Annotated in this window: 16 protein-coding genes; 7 read left to right on the top strand and 9 right to left on the bottom strand. The window is 44.7% G+C overall.

All coding sequences use genetic code 11. From position 1 onward, the window contains the following. Positions 1 to 31 precede the first annotated feature (31 nt). The gene (locus ACXAFR_RS16860; protein ID WP_475178878.1) at positions 32 to 976 is read left to right on the top strand and encodes a glycosyltransferase family 2 protein; all 945 of its coding nucleotides are present in this window, start codon (positions 32 to 34) and stop codon (positions 974 to 976) included. A 45-nt stretch (positions 977 to 1,021) separates the two neighbouring features. Beyond that, complete coding sequence (locus tag ACXAFR_RS16855; RefSeq protein WP_475178877.1) at positions 1,022 to 2,053, top strand: UDP-N-acetylglucosamine 2-epimerase; 1,032 nt, start codon at positions 1,022 to 1,024, stop codon at positions 2,051 to 2,053. Positions 2,054 to 2,090: 37 nt separating this feature from the next. Here the strand turns inward: ACXAFR_RS16855 and ACXAFR_RS16850 are convergent, their stop codons facing one another. The 6 genes from ACXAFR_RS16850 to ACXAFR_RS16825 all read right to left on the bottom strand — a co-directional run bounded on the left by ACXAFR_RS16850 (position 2,091) and on the right by ACXAFR_RS16825 (position 8,130). Then, the gene (locus tag ACXAFR_RS16850) at positions 2,091 to 3,023 is read right to left on the bottom strand and encodes a lysylphosphatidylglycerol synthase transmembrane domain-containing protein (RefSeq protein ID WP_475178875.1); all 933 of its coding nucleotides are present in this window, start codon (positions 3,021 to 3,023) and stop codon (positions 2,091 to 2,093) included. Continuing rightward, positions 3,007 to 4,083 (bottom strand): ATP-grasp domain-containing protein, encoded by a 1,077-nt coding sequence (locus ACXAFR_RS16845; protein WP_475178874.1) that lies wholly within the window; start codon positions 4,081 to 4,083, stop codon positions 3,007 to 3,009. The genes ACXAFR_RS16850 and ACXAFR_RS16845 overlap by 17 nt, the downstream gene beginning before the upstream one ends. Then, positions 4,080 to 4,769 (bottom strand): class I SAM-dependent methyltransferase, encoded by a 690-nt coding sequence (locus ACXAFR_RS16840; RefSeq protein ID WP_475178872.1) that lies wholly within the window; start codon positions 4,767 to 4,769, stop codon positions 4,080 to 4,082. The genes ACXAFR_RS16845 and ACXAFR_RS16840 overlap by 4 nt, the downstream gene beginning before the upstream one ends. Next, positions 4,766 to 5,584, bottom strand: a complete 819-nt coding sequence (locus ACXAFR_RS16835) for a polysaccharide deacetylase family protein (protein ID WP_475178871.1) — start codon at positions 5,582 to 5,584, stop codon at positions 4,766 to 4,768. Before ACXAFR_RS16835 ends, ACXAFR_RS16840 begins: the two co-directional genes overlap by 4 nt. 89 nt (positions 5,585 to 5,673) lie before the next feature. Further along, positions 5,674 to 7,632: a hypothetical protein gene (locus ACXAFR_RS16830; RefSeq protein ID WP_475178869.1), complete on the bottom strand. Its 1,959-nt coding sequence runs from the start codon at positions 7,630 to 7,632 to the stop codon at positions 5,674 to 5,676. A gap of 63 nt (positions 7,633 to 7,695) precedes the next feature. After that, positions 7,696 to 8,130 carry a pilin gene (locus ACXAFR_RS16825; protein ID WP_475178867.1) on the bottom strand — a complete coding sequence of 145 codons (435 nt, stop codon included), beginning with the start codon at positions 8,128 to 8,130 and terminating at the stop codon, positions 7,696 to 7,698. Between the two features lie 325 nt (positions 8,131 to 8,455). Between ACXAFR_RS16825 and pilB the strand changes: the two genes are divergently transcribed. The 5 genes from pilB to ACXAFR_RS16800 all read left to right on the top strand — a co-directional run bounded on the left by pilB (position 8,456) and on the right by ACXAFR_RS16800 (position 13,170). Next, complete coding sequence (gene pilB / locus ACXAFR_RS16820) at positions 8,456 to 10,180, top strand: type IV-A pilus assembly ATPase PilB (protein ID WP_475178866.1); 1,725 nt, start codon at positions 8,456 to 8,458, stop codon at positions 10,178 to 10,180. A gap of 5 nt (positions 10,181 to 10,185) precedes the next feature. Further along, a complete protein-coding gene (locus ACXAFR_RS16815; RefSeq protein WP_475178865.1) occupies positions 10,186 to 11,403 on the top strand; it encodes a type II secretion system F family protein in 1,218 nt (405 codons plus the stop codon). Positions 11,404 to 11,492: 89 nt separating this feature from the next. Continuing rightward, entirely contained in the window at positions 11,493 to 12,305 is an 813-nt protein-coding gene (locus ACXAFR_RS16810) for a prepilin peptidase (RefSeq protein WP_475179047.1), read from the top strand. 37 nt (positions 12,306 to 12,342) lie between these two features. Next, positions 12,343 to 12,957, top strand: coding sequence for a dephospho-CoA kinase (gene coaE, locus ACXAFR_RS16805; protein ID WP_475178864.1), 615 nt, complete (start codon positions 12,343 to 12,345; stop codon positions 12,955 to 12,957). Between the two features lie 12 nt (positions 12,958 to 12,969). After that, positions 12,970 to 13,170: a DNA gyrase inhibitor YacG gene (locus ACXAFR_RS16800; RefSeq protein WP_475178862.1), complete on the top strand. Its 201-nt coding sequence runs from the start codon at positions 12,970 to 12,972 to the stop codon at positions 13,168 to 13,170. On the opposite strand, the gene mutT is transcribed toward ACXAFR_RS16800, so the two are convergent. The 3 genes from mutT to secA form a co-directional block, all read right to left on the bottom strand. Continuing rightward, positions 13,167 to 13,565 (bottom strand): 8-oxo-dGTP diphosphatase MutT, encoded by a 399-nt coding sequence (mutT, locus tag ACXAFR_RS16795; RefSeq protein WP_475178861.1) that lies wholly within the window; start codon positions 13,563 to 13,565, stop codon positions 13,167 to 13,169. The two genes, ACXAFR_RS16800 and mutT, sit on opposite strands and share 4 nt — an antisense overlap. Then, on the bottom strand, positions 13,565 to 14,785 hold the full coding sequence (argJ, locus tag ACXAFR_RS16790; protein ID WP_475178860.1) for a bifunctional glutamate N-acetyltransferase/amino-acid acetyltransferase ArgJ: 1,221 nt from the start codon (positions 14,783 to 14,785) through the stop codon (positions 13,565 to 13,567). Before argJ ends, mutT begins: the two co-directional genes overlap by 1 nt. Positions 14,786 to 14,848: 63 nt before the next feature. Continuing rightward, positions 14,849 to 17,596 (bottom strand): preprotein translocase subunit SecA, encoded by a 2,748-nt coding sequence (gene secA, locus ACXAFR_RS16785; RefSeq protein ID WP_475178858.1) that lies wholly within the window; start codon positions 17,594 to 17,596, stop codon positions 14,849 to 14,851. Between the last annotated feature and the right edge of the window lie 117 nt (positions 17,597 to 17,713).

Raw genomic sequence — 17,713 nt, 5'->3', positions numbered from 1 at the left:
TACCCTTGCATCCTAGAAAGGAATCCTGCACGTGACCGACACCGGACAATTCGAGCAGACACTCACATTCGTTATACCTGCGAAAAATGAAGCAGCAACAATCGCGGATGTGATAACCAACATTAAAATGAGCTTTCCCTCATCTGAAGTTATCGTGGTAAATGATGGTTCTACAGACAACACAAAAACCTTGGCCTCACAGGCCGGAGCGACGGTAGTTAACCACCCCTACAGCAAGGGTAACGGTGCATCGATAAAATCAGGAGCCAGAATTGCTTCTGGTGATGTACTCATTTTCTTAGATGCAGATGGACAGCATACCCCTCAAGACGCCAAGCGACTTATTGATAAGCTTAACGAAGGCTATGACATGGTTGTTGGAGCAAGAGGCCCTGAATCCCAAGCCAGCAATACAAGAAGACTAGGGAACGCGATATACAATCGCCTCGCAAGCTGGATGACAGGAAACAAAATAGAAGACCTTACCTCAGGTTTTAGGGCAGTTAAGAGCTTCTATTTTAGAAGATATCTTTACTTGCTCCCGAATGGCTTTTCTTACCCGACAACGAGCACTATGGCATTCTTCAGATCAGGCCTATCGGTAGGGTACGTACCTATTTCGGTAAAAAAACGCGAGGGGAAGAGCCATATAAAAATCGTTAAAGACGGTTCTCGATTTCTAATTATTATTTTCAAAATTGGTGCTCTATTTTCACCAATGAGATTTTTCTTACCTATTGCTATCACCTTGTTTTCTCTTGGCTCTTTATACTATGGATACACTTATATAACTGACACAAGATTTACCAACATGTCGGCACTTTTATTTCAATCATCTCTAATTATCTTTCTTATGGGTATCGTATCTGAGCAGGTTTCATCATTGCATTACAAGTCTTTGGAAAGGGAAAGCTGGAAAAAACCCTCCTCAAAAATAAGCACACCCCAAAAAACAGGTCAAGAAAAAGTTTTATAATCCATGATACACATATTTATAGGCACTAAAGCACAACTGATCAAGATGGCACCAATAATGGTCGAGCTAAAATCACAAAATATAGAATACAATTTAGTTTTTAGCGGCCAACATAAAAATACCATGGACAACATCAGGGAAAACTTCGGACTAAAAGAGCCGGATTACACGATATATCAAGGAAATGACGTAACTAACATAAAAAAAATGATATTCTGGTTTGGATATTCTGTTTTCGCTGTTTTAAAAAATCGAAAAAAAATATGGAAAAATGATAAGATTGGAATTGTTCTCAACCATGGAGACACCTTCTCTACCTTACTAGGATCTTTCCTTGCAAAAATTTCCGGATTAAAATCAGCACATATAGAATCAGGGTTGAGATCATTTAGTTTGACAAATCCGTTTCCTGAAGAAATAACTCGACTTTTAGTATTCCAGCTCAGTGACTATTATTTTGCTCCTGGAGACTGGGCGATAAAAAACCTCGAACCATACAGCGGAAGAAAAATTAACACCAAAGAAAATACGCTATATGACTCTTTAAGCCTCTGCCTCCCACAAAACTTAAGCGTCAAAATACCCACATATGAATACTGTGTAGCCTCCTTCCATCGTTTCGAAAATCTATACAAAAAGAAAAACCTATTAAAAATAATTGAAATAGTGAAGGAAGTTTCAAAAACCACTCCCGTATTAGTCATTATGCACAAACCAACAGAAGAGAGATTAAAAAAAAATGGACTCTATGAATCATTATTAAACACAAACAATATTGAGCTAAGACCTAGATACGATTACTTTAATTTTATTGAATTAGTAAAAAAGTCTAAATTTGTACTTACAGATGGAGGAAGCAATCAAGAAGAATGCTACTACTTGTCAAAGCCCTGCATAATCCTCAGAAACTACACCGAAAGAAACGAAGGAATTGGAAAGAGTGCATGGATATGCAACTTACAAAAAGAAAAAGCAATTTCTTTAATAGAGAAAATTCCGGATCTTAATCTCGAAGAAAATAAATTATCAGCCAACCCATCAAAAATAATTGTATCCGAATTAAAATCTTATAGATAAGTCACAAGAATTAAACAGTCTAAATAACAGACAACTATCATAAGGGCAATTTATAATATTTTCTAAAATAGAAAAAAAATAGTGATCCTCCTACTAACATAAAAATCTGAATCCCCCTATCTATTAAAAGCGCAGAAAGAAACGAAGTAGAATCCAATAAAAAACGTTCACCAAAAAACAACAAAACAAACTCTTTAACACCTACATTTCCAGGCGTTAAAGATATAGCCAAAGCTAAATTTGAAAGCACGGACAAACCAATACAAACCGTCAGATCAGGAACCTCCCCGACCCCTTCTATCAAAAACCAGGTAATAATCGACTGTGTGAACAGCTGCGCCAAACAGAGAAAAAAAATGAAACCTATCCGCTTTACTCCGTAGCCTGTCAAAAAAAATAACATCTTAGTGAAAAATTCTGGCAGAAATCCACATTTCAGATTTAGAATAAATCGCTTGAATGGAAACAAAAAGAAGCCACCAACACATAAAAACAGAAACAAAAAGATAGCCATTATGTATTCATTTAAAATATATTTTGGATCACTTAAAAGCACCAATACGAGACCAACAAAAACATTTGAGGTAATTGTAATTAAAAACACCAACATGAAATTTGCTATGCTTTCTGAGTAATCAACTTCAAAGTACTTTTTAAGTAGAACACTCCTCAGACCAACCCCCCCGCTTCGAAAAGGTGTAATGTAACCGGCTAACGAAGATACCTGAGAAATACCAACCATCGTAATAACATTACAATTTCTTTCATCATTAGCCACCAGAACTTTCAAAATCAATCCGTTTAAATAATAAAATAGAATATAAAATACAACTATCGCAAACAGACTAGATAAAGAGAAATTCCGAATATCATTGATAAAATTTGGATGAGAAACGATTAAGTACGAAATTAGCCATAACGCACCCAAAAATATCCCCCCACGCACAGCAACCTTAAAATTTAGCCGCACTTCTCAAAAACCTCCAGAAGGGCCTTATATCTGAACTATCATAATGCGCCCACATTATATTATCTGCAGAAAGCAACTTAGCAGGCCAAGATGAAAATAAGGAGGATAAATTTAAAAGAGACACACAAGCCCCTTCATGAACCCATACACCGCTCCCGGCAAACTCCTTGTCTCTATGACTTGAACCACCAGTCAAAATATAATTACGGTAAATCAAGGGATAATTTATCCCGAATACAACGCCAAGACGATGCTGAAGCCAAAACCTGGGGTTTATCTCGATTAAATAAAATTCCTCACCTTTACAAATAATTTCAACTTCAAATGCACCAATAAGCTTAAGATCTTTTAGTACATTAGCGGCCAAACGTATCAGATCTTCTCTCAAACTAGATGACTGAACTGTCGCGACCATCGTCGCAGTCCCTCCTGGATTCGGATACTCAAGCACCTTACATGTCACAATAGGAGAGACTAGTTTTTCGTTAAATCTTAATCCTGAAACAGAAAAATGATTATCAAGAGGGACTTTTATTCTCTCCTGCACAAGTACATTTACTCCAGCCTGATTTATTCGATCGACTTTTGAAGCCTTCACACCTTTTGGAGCAATATTAAATTTGCAATGTGATATTTCCGCTTTAATTATTGATTTATTTTCTTCTCTTTTTTCAAAAGGCAAGATGGATGGCATTAAGTAGCGTTTATGGAACCGATTGTAAAAACGCCTTTTATTGAGAACATCTTCTATATCATTCACACTCACCCAAGGATAAGCTACCCCTATATTTCTAAGGTGTTCACTATTACGATAAATAAATGAAACCCACGAATCATCCGTAGGATAAACAATTAAATCATCATCCTTTGATATGTTTGAGATTAGGCTTATCAAACTATCATCGTTCGGCTCGACACGAAAGTAATCCAATATGTACCTAGAGCTAGCGCAAATTGGATTGGTAGAAAAATCTACAACATAAGGCTTTATATCGCCCTCACCCAAACTCCTAGCAATCCCTAAGCCATTACCTCTTGCTCCAAGAATCAAATCAATCATGTTTCAGACAAAATTAACACAGATTCATTGTAAAATATTGGAAGTTTATTTACTCGCAAAGCTATCAACAGCTTCCACAAATAACTTTCTCTCTTCGAGTTCACATTTTCGATCATATTGTCATATAAAAAAACTTCCGACTTCATAGAAATTCCGGCCGAAAGCCTTTTTAGATCTTTACAACTAAACCTCCTATAGCCATACATTGGATCGCCTTTCATTTTTTTCCAAGCTGATAGCAAGACATCTACCAAATTGTACTTATTATGCGCGAACGCGAACGCAAACCTCTTTGAAACCCTAGCCTGCTCCTCAATTATCTCTTTGGCTTTCTCATCATCAAAGTAGATAATTAATCCACTATGAAAAGTTATATCTATACTTTTGATGTTAAAAGGCAAAGCTCTTGCATCAGCCTGTATAGGATAAACACCACAATCAATCTTTTGAAGAACCTCAGCCTCTTTATCAATCGCTATGCACAGACTATCAGGAGATAATCCCTTTAACATATATAAGTCTTTAGCACTAAAAGCTGCAATTTCTGCTATTGAGGGCTTATCGCTAAAATAATAGCCATGACTCGCTAAAAATTTACTTACAAATTTCGCTCGCTTTGGGTTGGCATATTTATACTTTTTAATATGCTTTCGATAAGCATCTAGCCAGTTGACTTCGTCTTTCATAAATCATCCAACGATATTATAGCCACCCCAGATCGACCCAAAAGGTCAATATAACTTGATAGATAATCTAGACCTTCACATCCGGCAAAAAAAGGGTGGTCATAAACAATAGAACGACCAGTTTTATTAAGCTCGCTTAACGTAATTTCCACAGCTTCCTTTACAGATTTTGAACTTGCAACACAATGTTCTATAAAGCCAATTGCGCCTGGATTTCCTAATATTGAAGTATTTATATCATCGATAGAAGAGGTTGATTTCTTTTTAATACACTCCCCTGGGTTATGCGAATCGGCGATAGCCGAGAAACCCAACGCACTCAGAATATCTGGAAGGTCATCAGGTGAATTCCAACCAGGAGATGAAAAAATGGAAGGCTCAGGTAAATGAACACGCTGAAACGCTTTTATGCCCCACTCGACTTCTCTTATCAATTTCTCTCGGGACCAAGTTGACGCCCCCGCCTGCCAAGCTCCATGATTTCGTCCGCCGTGAAGGCCAATTACGTGTCCATCCTCTAGTATCAAATGCAATAACTCAGGGGATTGAACGCCAATTTTAGGATTTATAAGTATAGTTCTTAGAAAATGCCATATGCCCAATTTACGTAAAGGAGATAGTTTATCAACAGGAGCCCCAGGTGGGCTTTGAGAAGATATTTTCTGGGCGAGGATTGATGAATATGAGATCGCGCGCCCCATATTAATCATAAAAGAAAACTTTACCCCTCTTTCTCTGGCCACTTCAAGTAATGCAGGAACACCTTTTTTCAAACACTTTTCAGTATCGACATCGAATCGTATCGCGACTTCCATTTGATACCTTAGTTTAAATACCCAATGAACTAACTACGAATCCGTATAGGAGTAAGAACTCTGAACCTGAATCGAAACTTTTAATATAATCAATCTAAATTTTTAGTTTCTTCCACAGACTTAAGAATCTCCGATCTCAAAAAATCATACTCTTCATGAATCCACTCGATACTCGAGACACTATATATATCACCTACCTCCCCTTGATATACCTCTAAAATCTTTTTCTCTAGCCTTTTTCCATGAAGAAGAGCCAAATCATAATATCCAAGATTTGCTAACGTTGCCATTTCTACCAGCCCTGCGCCTATGTCTGTTCGCATATCCAAAGCTTCTCCATAAACTTTGAAAGCCTTTTCTTCCTCTCTCATTGCTAAATAAATATTGCCAATCTGAAATAGAAAAAGTGCCTGTATATTTCCAACGTCTGAACCTTTTGATTTGGCGAGCGCTTTATAAGCACTTATCAAATCATCATAGGAAACATCCTTGCAACCAGTAATCATTTTGGAGGATGTTAGAGACTTGAGATAACTGTATGTACTTTGGTGATACGTTGATTCTCTTAAATTACGCAATACGTCAGTAATATTCACCTCTTTCCACTTTTCCCCGGAAATGCAGTTCAACTCAATTGCGTACAACCATGGCTTCGGATCTTCAACATGATATTCCAATGACCTATCAATATATCGACTGGCCATTTCAAAATTCCCGTATTTCATCCAATACCCTGAAACCAATAATTGCGCCCTTAGTGATCGCGGATTGCTCTCTGACCATAGATTAATCATTAGAAAGTGATTACCCCATAATTGCGTTCTCGAAACTAAAAGTAAGCATAGAACGCCAAAAAGCAAAGTGATCACAGTGATTCTGATTTGCAACTTAGCTTTCTGAATAAAGCTAATCAAATACGAGAATAAGAAAATAATTCCAAATGAAGGTAAATAATTACGATGTTCGTAGTACAGCTCTAAAGGTACATAAGTGGACTCAAGAAAGTGACCGATATAGAAAAATAATATACCAAACGTTATGATTGGGTTTCTTTTGTATAAAACTACTGCCGTAGTCAATAGTCCAATATTCACAAGCAAAGATAATATAGTTGTTATAGGATGAAATAGAGATTTTGATACTTGTACTCCATCCGAAAAAATTCCATATGTTTGCATACGTGGAAAGACAATTTTTCCAATATAGTCACAGACTATACGACTCTCTGTAAGCAGACGCTCAGCCATTGAAAAATCTCTACGTGCGTAGCTATCTCCAAACAGATGAACGGTAAAAAATTGATATATAAGAAATAGAGTAAGAAGTAGTGATGCCCCAAATACACAGCTATTAATAATCCGCTTATCAATACCATGTAAGGGAAGATATTTCCGCAAAAGGCAAAATTCTACAAGACAAACGAGCCAAATCGTTAGAATGCCATTTTCTTTACTTAAAATACTTAAAAGGAAAAAAGTCGGACATATTATGAAAATATAAATCCAACCGCGTTTTTTCTTGTCAGCTAAAGAAAACCGTCCTTTTACGTAGCTAATAATGCATAGAATTGAGAATAAAGCAGACAGAATGGCCATTCTCTGCACAACGTATAATACCGTTGAAACATGAAGGGGATGTAAAAGAAATATTGAGCCACTTAAAACGCCTACAACTAGAGAAAGACTGTGGTTTTTTTTATATACATGACAAAGTAAATAGCATAGCCATGCGACTGATAGGCCAGTAATACAGTGATATAAAATATTACTACGTTTAAATTCTGATGGGGAATCAGGCCAGCTTGGATATTCTAGTAGAAAGCTGAGCATTGATACCGGCCTTTTGAGTGGGCCGGAGAAAGATGAGTCTAGGTATGCTTTTACTGTTGAGAGGCTATAACCTTCCCGATCAAAAATTTCCATCAATTTTAGATTGGGAAAATCATCAAAAATAAAATTTCCACCAACACCCTGTAAATACAGGATATATGTCGTTATGGATACGGTGAGTAATGCGGCGAAATATTTTAAATCTAATTTTGAATACAACTTATTTCCCTATAGCATAAAGCCCAAGCATTTAACCTGGGCTTTAATGATTTATTTTTAGGTTTAGCTGCGGCAATTAGACGGTAGGAATTTAGGATCTACACCACCACTAGCTGCAGGCCTACATACCCACTGAATACCAGAATCACTTGCAATAGGCGAAAATTGCAAATCATCTTCAGAGGAATCTACACCAGCGTCTGTTGTATAAGTCACCGTAATTAGCCCTGATGCGATATTGATTCCCGAAACCATTTCGGTTGTAGGGCTAGTGTAACCAGCTGACGAGTTGTTTGTCGGATAAGAATTTTTGGTCAGGTAGTGCTCAGAAACTGCAGTTTTTGCTGCGGACGCGAGAGATATACCTTCACTTATTTTCGCACGGGTTGTGTAATCCTGATAGGCGGGCAAAGCAACCGCTGCCAGAATACCGATGATCGCAACCACGATCATTAATTCAATTAAGGTAAAACCTTTCTGTTGTTTCATTTCGTTCATGTGTTTGCTCCTGTTAATTTTGGCGCCATAAAAACATCATCATGTTGTTTTCTGACTGACATCCCCTAATCAACGAGCATGCCAATTTTAAATGTAGCCGAATTTCAATAAGTTACCGGTTTTTTTAGTTCGGCTGACGTTTTTGGCGCTGACGCTCAAAATCAAAAAGTGACAAATATTGTCACCGGCATTCTTTTTTTTCGCTGCTAGACTTCAGGTAGGAACAGTGACATGGCTGGAGGCCTCGCCGCCTAAAAATCGACGGTGGTAACGTTTTAACCTCCAACCCATACTGAAGTTAGTCATTCAATGTTGAGCTTGCTGAATGAATGCCAGTGCACCCGTATTAAGTGGATTAGCCCGACGTCTGGTGGCGGATGGCACCATTGATGAAGATACCGCCGTTAAAGCGCTGCAGAGTGCTAAGACCAATAAATCAACGTTTGTCCATGAACTGGTTAGCGGCCATCAAATCAATGCGAAAAAGATTGCCAATGCAGCTTCCGATGAATTCGGTTCACCGGTTTTTGATTTAACAGCCTTCTCTCCAGATCGGATTCCTACAGACCTGGTAGACAATCGATTGATTGGCAAGCATCAGGTATTACCGCTTTATCGCCGTGGTAACCGCCTATTTTTGGCGGTATCTGACCCCACCAACTTACATGCACTGGACGAAGTCAAGTTCAATACCGGCCTTAGTACCGATGCCATTCTGGTCGAAGCTGATAAGCTCGCGAAAGCCATTGAGGCTTTCTTAAATTCCCAAGAGCAGTCGATTGGTGATTCCCTCGGCGATCTCGACGATGAAGATTTTGGCGAGCTAGACGTCGAGTCCGTTGACGACAATAAACGTGGTGACGACGCCAATGCCGAAGCCGATGAAGCGCCTATCGTTAAATTCATCAACAAAGTACTGCTCGACGCGATTAAGACTGGCGCGTCAGATATTCATTTTGAGCCATATGAAAAGCGGTATCGGGTTCGTTTTCGTACAGACGGAATATTAATGGAAGTCGCTGGGCCGCCAACGGCTTTGGCATCCCGCATTGCTGCCCGTTTAAAGGTGATGTCGCAGATGGACATCTCGGAGCGGCGGGTTCCTCAAGACGGCCGAATCAAGCTAAAAATATCGTCTACTCGGGCAATCGACTTCCGGGTGAATACTCTACCCACCTTGTTTGGTGAGAAAATCGTATTGCGTATTCTCGATCCCAGTAGCGCCAAGCTGGGCATTGATGCGCTGGGCTATGAAGACGACCAAAAGAAAATCTACATGGATGCCCTGGAGCAGCCCCAGGGAATGATTCTCGTCACTGGTCCAACGGGTTCTGGTAAAACCGTATCACTCTATACCGGCTTAAATATCCTCAATACGCCCGAGCGCAATATTTCCACTGCAGAAGACCCGGTGGAAATCAACTTGGAAGGGATTAACCAAGTTAACGTGAACACCAGGGTCGGCCTCACCTTCGCGGAAGCTCTGCGCTCATTTCTACGGCAAGATCCGGATATCGTGATGGTTGGGGAAATTCGGGATCTGGATACCGCATCTATCGCTATTAAGGCAGCACAGACGGGCCACTTGGTTTTGTCGACGCTGCACACCAACAGTGCCCCGGAAACCCTAACTCGCTTAATGAATATGGGCGTGCCAGCGTTTAACGTGGCAACAACCGTCAGCGTGATTATTGCCCAGCGGTTGGCCCGGCGATTGTGCCCTGCCTGCAAGAAGCCCGCAGATATTCCCGAAGAAGTCCTTAAAGAAGAAGGCTTTGATGAGATCGGCATTCCCCGTCAGGAATTTGAACTACATTCCCCGGTTGGCTGTGATAAGTGCTCGAACGGTTACAAAGGCCGGGTCGGGGTTTATGAAGTGGTTCGCATAACCGACGATATTTCGCGAATTATAATGGAAGGCGGTAACGCCATTCAGATTGCCGATGCTGCCAATGCAGCCGGCTTTAACAACTTACGAATTTCTGCGCTGCGTAAAGCAGCCATGGGACTGACCAGTCTGGAAGAAGCAAATCGGGTCACCAAGGATTAACGATTATGGCCACAGCCTCAGCGACAAGTGTTTATACCTATAAGGGAACGGATAAAAAGGGCGTAAAAGTCGAAGGTGAAGTCACCGGATCGACTCAAGCCCTGGTAAAAGCCCAGCTTATACGCCAGGGCATCAAACCCAAGATTATCCGTAAGAAAGCCAAGCCGTTATTGGGCGGTGGCGGCAAGAAGATTAAACCCCAAGATATTGCTATTTTCACCCGACAGATGGCAACCATGATGAAAGCCGGTGTGCCTTTGGTACAAAGCTTTGAAATTGTGGCGGAAGGGGTTGAAAGTGAATCTTTACGTAAGCTGATTCTCGAAATTCGAGATGATGTTGCCTCAGGCTCTGGCTTTGCCAAAGCCCTGGAAAAGCACCCTAAGTATTTTGACGATCTCTTTTGTAATTTGGTGGAATCTGGTGAACAGGCGGGTGCTCTTGAAACCATGCTGGACCGCATCGCTACTTACAAAGAAAAGACCGAAGCCCTCAAGGCTAAAATTAAAAAAGCCATGACCTACCCCATCGCAGTGGTCGTGGTTGCTATCGTGGTTACAGGTATTTTATTGGTTAAAGTCGTACCACAATTTGCGGAAACCTTCAGCAGTTTTGGCGCGGACCTGCCCGCGTTTACACTCTTTGTGCTTAATCTCTCTGAAATTGTTCAAAAATGGTGGTTTGTAATCGTCTTGGGGATGGCTGGTTTTGTCTTCCTCTTTGGGCAAGCAAAACGGCGCAGCAAAGCCGTGTCGGAAGCCGTCGATAAAGCCATGCTCAAATTGCCCATCATCGGAGTCATCGTTTACAACTCGATTATCGCGCGATTTGCCCGTACCCTGTCGACTACCTTTGCTGCGGGCGTACCTTTGATTGATGCTTTGGATTCTGTTGCGGGTGCGGCCGGAAATTCTGTGTACGAGAAAGCGTGTTACAGGGTTCGTGATGAGGTAGCAACGGGTGTCCAGTTGAATTCCTCTTTACGAAAAGCCGGCATCTTCCCATCCATGTTGTTGCAGATGGCCGCTATTGGTGAAGAATCCGGTGCGCTTGATGAAATGCTGGAGAAAGTTGCCAACTACTACGAAGAAATTGTAGATAACCTGGTCGACAGCCTGACTTCTCTGCTAGAACCTCTTATCATGTCGGTTCTTGGTGTTCTGGTCGGCGGCTTGATGATCGCCATGTACCTGCCCATTTTCCAAATCGGTCAAGTGGTTTAAGGTTTTCTTAGGTGTCATTTTCTGCGCTGGGGGTACTCGCGGTTGAGTACTCCGGTATCTACATTGCCATTGCCGTTGTGCTTGGCTTAATGATCGGCAGCTTTCTCAACGTCGTCATTTACCGACTGCCCATCATGATGCAACGTACCTGGCGCCGAGATTGTTGCGAGCTGCTTGAAACCGCCCCGCCCCAAGAGGCTTCAGAAAAATTTAATCTGGCTTTCCCAGATTCTCGCTGCCCCGGGTGTAATAGCCCTATCCGCCCCTGGCAGAACATCCCCATTGTCAGCTATCTGTTTTTAAGGGGCCGCTGTAGCAATTGCCAGCAGACGATCAGCCCGCGCTACCCTGCAATTGAACTGCTCACCGGTGTGCTTACCGGTTTTATCGCCTGGCAATTTGGTTACGGGTTAACGGCGCTTGCACTGATGGTGCTAACCTGGAGCCTTATCGCTCTGACCTTTATCGATATCGACCATCAGCTTTTACCGGATAGCATAACCCTGCCGCTTTTGTGGCTCGGCCTTCTCCTTAATACCCAATATACGTTTACAGATCTGCCATCGGCAGTCTTTGGCGCTGCCGCAGGCTACTTGATTCTGTGGAGCGTTTATTGGAGCTTCAAGCTACTGACCGGCAAGGAAGGCATGGGCTATGGGGATTTTAAATTGTTGGCAGCCCTTGGCGCCTGGCTTGGCTGGCAAGCCCTGCCGCTGATCATCATTCTCTCTTCTTGTGTTGGCGCCATTATCGGCATCGCCGGCATTTTGATTCTGGGGCGTAATCGCAACATCCCCATTCCTTTCGGCCCCTACCTGGCTATTGCAGGGTGGATTACTGTGATGTGGGGCGATACCATTACCGGGGCTTACCTGCACTTCGCAGGTTTTGAAACCCCCTAACTGGGAAACCACTTCCCGTTAATCCAGATGTAGCTTCATGACTTATGTTATCGGACTGACCGGCGGCATTGGCAGTGGCAAAAGTGCCGTTTCCGATTGCTTTGCCTCATTGGGTATAGACATTGTCGATGCAGACGTAGCCGCTCGCACAGTGGTTGCCCCCGGCAGTGACGCACTCAAAGAGATTCAAGCCCATTTTGGTGATGAAGTCATCTTGCCTGATCTTTCGTTAAACCGAGCCAAGCTCCGGCAGATTATTTTCGAGCATCCTGACGAACGGCATTGGCTGGAGTCGCTAACCCACCCATTGATCCGCCAGGAGATCATTGATGGCCTGACCTCGTCGCGCTCACCGTATACTCTTTTGGTCTCGCCGCTGCTACTGGAAAGCAAGCAACATCTTATGACTCAACGGATTTTGGTGGTTGATGTCAGTGAGACATTACAGATAGAGCGCACCGTAAAGCGGGATAGCAATTCAGAGAAGCAGGTGAAAGCCATCATCGCCGCACAAATCAGCCGCAAGGAAAGGCTGGCGAAGGCCGACGACATTATTGTGAATGATTCATCCCTGTTGTTGCTTAGGGAAAAAGTAAATCGGCTTCATGAGAAATATCTGCAGTTGGCTAAACGCGCAGATTCCGAGTCATAGTGAGGAGCGCCCATGCGAGCAATCAAAATAAAGTGTCCGACTTGCGAAGGTGAGCTGGAATACTCCGAAAAATTCCCCTTTCGTCCGTTTTGCAGTGAGAGGTGTAAGTTAATCGACCTGGGCGAATGGGCGTCAGAAAACCGCAAGATCCAGGGGAATTCGATCTACGACGATATTCTCAGTAAAGATCTGGACGAAGACGGCAATTACTAGGTTTTCAGGAGAGCCTCAATAATAGGTACGTTAGCTTCGGGAAAATCGCAGTCAGCTAACTGATCAACGGCAACCCATTGCAGAGGCTGGCCCTCGCGGCCAATCGCCGTGCCGGTAAACGCTGTTACTCGCCAGACATCCAGCTTCACCTTTTTATCGCCGTAATCATGCTCGATGACGATCAGTGGCGTTTGTGCCGAGGGCTGTATTCCCAGCTCTTCATTCAGCTCTCGGGCGAGAGCCTCTTCGACGGATTCGCCTGACTCGACTTTGCCGCCGGGAAACTCCCAAAGCCCGCCCTGATGCGCCTCATCAGCCCGGCGAGCAATCAGAATTTCGCCGGATGCGTTCTCAATCACGCCCACAGCCACATGAACTAGGGTGCCAACAGACATCAGGTGCGATATTCCGCATTGATTTTGATGTAATCGTACGAGAAATCCGTCGTCCACACGCGCTCTTCAGCGTCGCCTCTTTCGAGATGAATGCGAATCAGAATCTCATCTTGCGACATCACCTTCTGCCCCAGCGCTTCCTGGTAGGTTGCAGCGCGGCCGCCATTTTCAACAATCAGCACATCGTCGAGCCAGACTTTAACCTGAGAGGCGTCCAAATCATCAACATCAGCATAACCAATGGCAGCGACAATACGCCCCCAATTTGGGTCGCCGGCATAAAGCGCTGTTTTAATCAGAGGTGAATGGGCAACAGCATAGGCGACCTTCAATGCCTCGTCGGAAGCCCTCGCCCCCTCAACAGCCACAGTCACAAATTTGGTCGCGCCTTCGCCATCGCGAACGATACCTTGTGCGAGCTCCTGATGAACCTCAACCACAGCTGCAAGCAACTTCTGATAGAGGGGGGATTCGCTGCTGGCAATTTCCGTCACTTGGGTTTGCCCACTCGCCATTAGCATGCAGGCGTCGTTGGTCGAGGTATCCCCATCAATGGTGATGCGATTAAAGGACTGATTCGCCGCTTCAAGGGACATTTGCTGCAAGAGCTCAGGGGCAATCTTGGCGTTAGTCCCGATATATGCCAGCATGGTGGCCATATTCGGGCGAATCATTCCCGCGCCCTTGGCAATGCCGCCAACCCAAAGCGTTTGGCCATCCACGTCGATTTGCCTAAGGGCACCCTTAGGCCGAGTGTCAGTGGTCATTATGGCTTGAGCCGCCTGAGACCAGGCGCCTTCGCTCAAGGCATCATAGGCATTTGGTATGACAGACAAGAACTTAGTCATCGGTAATGGCTCACCGATCACGCCTGTTGAAAACGGCAGTACTTGTTTCGCCGAGATACCGGCCAGTTCCGCGACGGCTTCACAGGAGGCCATTGCATCGGCCAACCCTTGCTCACCGGTACACGCGTTGGCATTTCCAGAATTGACAACCAAATAGCGAATATTGCCGCTATTCAAATGCTGCCTGGCAAGGGTAACCGGCGCTGCGCAAAATGCATTGCGGGTGAAAACACCGGCAACGGAGCCGCCTTCAGCGACTTCAATCAGCAAAATATCCTGTCGTCCAGGTGTTTTGATCCCCGCACTTGCGGTTCCTAGCCGAATACCTGGAATACTCTTTATATCAGGAAAAGTCGATTCTCCAACGGCCATCTTGCCTGTTTCCCCAATCGTTTTTCGACGCGGCTGGCGCAATCACCAGCCCTAGTTTTGGTGTTAGCTCAGTCGACCGTGGCACTGCTTGAATTTTTTGCCAGAACCACAGGGGCAAGGATCGTTGCGCCCAACCTTTGTGCCTTCACGAACAAAAGGTTTAGCCGCTTCGGGAGTTGGCTCTTCGTCACTTTCTTCTTCCAGCGCATTGGCTTCTTCATGCTGCAGCTGCAGCTGGCGCATTTCCTGCTCGCGAATACGGCGCTCTTCCATCGCCCGCATGTCTTCCTCGCTAACCGGCTCAACGCGCGCCAACATGTGGATGACTTCGGTTTTCAGGTTATCCAGCATTTGCTGGAACAAAGAAAAGGACTCACGCTTGTATTCCTGCTTCGGATTTTTCTGAGCGAAGGCGCGTAAGCCGATACCTTGGCGCAAGTGATCCATATTGGCCAGATGCTCTTTCCAGAGAGTATCCAAAACGTTCAGCATAACCTGACGTTCAACTTCTCGCATAACCGGGCCGAAGCGCTCGCACTTGTCGTCATAGGCCTGCTGGGCTGCAGCTTGTACTTTGTCCTGGACGCCTGCTTCGCTGAGCTTTTTGTCGTCTTGCAACCACTGGCCAATTGGCAAAGAAAGCCCCATCTCATGCTCGAGATGCTGCTCCAAACCGGGAACATCCCATTGCTCTTCCAGCGACTGAGGCGGAATAAAACCGGATACGGTTTCGGTGATGACATCTTTGCGAATGGCGGTAATCGTTTCACCAATATCGGCGGTTTCCAGCAATTCGTTGCGTTGCTGATACACCACCTGACGCTGATCGTTAGCAACGTCATCGTATTCCAGCAACTGTTTACGAATATCAAAGTTGCGCCCTTCGACTTTGCGCTGCGCTTTTTCAATGGCATTGGTAACCATGCGATGCTCAATCGCTTCGCCTTTCTCCATACCCAGAGCCTGCATAAAGCCCCGAATACGATCAGACGCAAAGATGCGCATCAGATTGTCTTCCATCGACAGGTAGAAGCGAGACATCCCCGGATCCCCCTGACGACCGGCACGGCCACGCAGCTGGTTGTCAATACGACGCGACTCGTGGCGCTCTGTACCAATGATATGTAAACCACCCAGCTCAATCACCCGATCATGGCGCTGCTGCCACTCTTCCCGCGCGGCGGCAACCTGCGCTTCAGACGGATTGTCCAGCTCTGCGAGTTCGGCCTCGAAATTTCCGCCGAGAACAATATCCGTACCTCGACCAGCCATGTTGGTGGCGATAGTGACCGCACCGGGTCGCCCCGCCTCGGCAATGATTTGAGCTTCTTTCTCGTGATATTTAGCGTTGAGAACCTGGTGACGAATCCCGCCTTTCTGTAAACGGCGAGACATCTCTTCCGAAGACTCAATGGACGCCGTACCCACTAAAACAGGCGCTTGCTTCTCTTGCAGCTCTTTTACAACCTCGACGATGGCTTCAAACTTTTCTTCTTTCGAAAGGTAGATAAGATCATTGAGATCTTTACGTGCGATGGCCTTATTCGTCGGAATGACGACCACATCCAACCCATAAATCTGACGGAATTCGAAGGCTTCAGTATCGGCAGTACCGGTCATACCCGCGAGCTTGGGGAAGAGTCTGAAATAATTTTGAAAGGTGGTCGAGGCAAGCGTCTGACTCTCTTTCTGAATCGTTACGCCTTCTTTTGCTTCGAGCGCTTGGTGCAGACCTTCCGACAACCGCCGGCCCGCCATGGTGCGCCCCGTGTGCTCATCAATTAAAACAACTTGATTGTTCTGCACGATGTAATCGACATCGCGGTTAAATAAGGTGTGTGCTTTTAACGCCGAATGAACGTGGTGCAAGAGCCCGAGATTCATTGCGGAATACAGGCTGTCGTTTTCAGGCAAAAGCCCATTGCTGATCAAAAGGCCTTCGACCTTCTGATGGCCCTGCTCTGTCAGCTCAACGGAGCGGGTCTTTTCGTCGACCACATAATCACCAGGCTCAATATCTGGCTCTGGGTCGCGACCTTTAACGTAACCTTCTGGAGGAGGATCCTGACGTTTGAGCCCGGGAATCAGCAGATTCATCTGCATATACAGACGTGAACTGTCTTCCGCTGCACCGGAAATAATCAGGGGTGTACGTGCCTCATCGATTAAAATGGAGTCGACTTCGTCCACTACGGCATAATTTAGGGGGCGCTGCATCTTATCTTCTTTGCGCAACGCCATGTTGTCACGCAAATAATCAAAGCCAAATTCGTTGTTGGTGCCGTAGGTAATGTCCGCCCGATAGGCCTCGTATTTCTGCCGAGGATCCTGTTGTGCATGGATAACGCCCACGGTCATTCCGAGCGCTTCGTACAGCGGACGCATCCACTCGGCGTCACGACGAGCCAGGTAATCGTTCACCGTCACCACGTGCACGCCCTTGCCAGACAGTGCATTTAAGTAGGCAGCCAAGGTCGACATCAATGTCTTACCTTCACCCGTACGCATCTCCGCGATGCGCCCTTCGTGAAGCACCATGCCTCCGATCAGCTGCACATCAAAATGCCGCATTCCCAGCGCGCGCCGACTGGCCTCGCGGGCGGTTGCGAATGCTTCTGGCAGTATTTTGTCGAGAGACTCACCCCCAGCAACCCGCTCACGAAGCTGGGCAGACTTATCTTTCAGTTCATCCTCAGTCAGTTTTTCAAGATCTGCTTCTAACTGATTGATTTTCTGCACAAGTTTGCGCAGACGTTTAATTTCTCGATCGTTTTTGGACCCGAATATGGACCTAGCCACTCTTGCTAACATGAAAAATTCCGACTGGGGCTGTGTTATCTGCTCTGAGAACGGTTATGAAGACCAACGTTAGGGGGCACAAGTAAACCGAAAGGAGCGAATCGAAGCAAGTTAAATGGTGCCAATCCA

It is taken from the genome of Pseudomaricurvus sp. ABR4_320 (assembly GCF_056159445.1).
The sequence above is the reverse complement of the archived record's forward strand: the minus strand, read 5'-3'. Positions and strand labels throughout refer to the sequence as shown.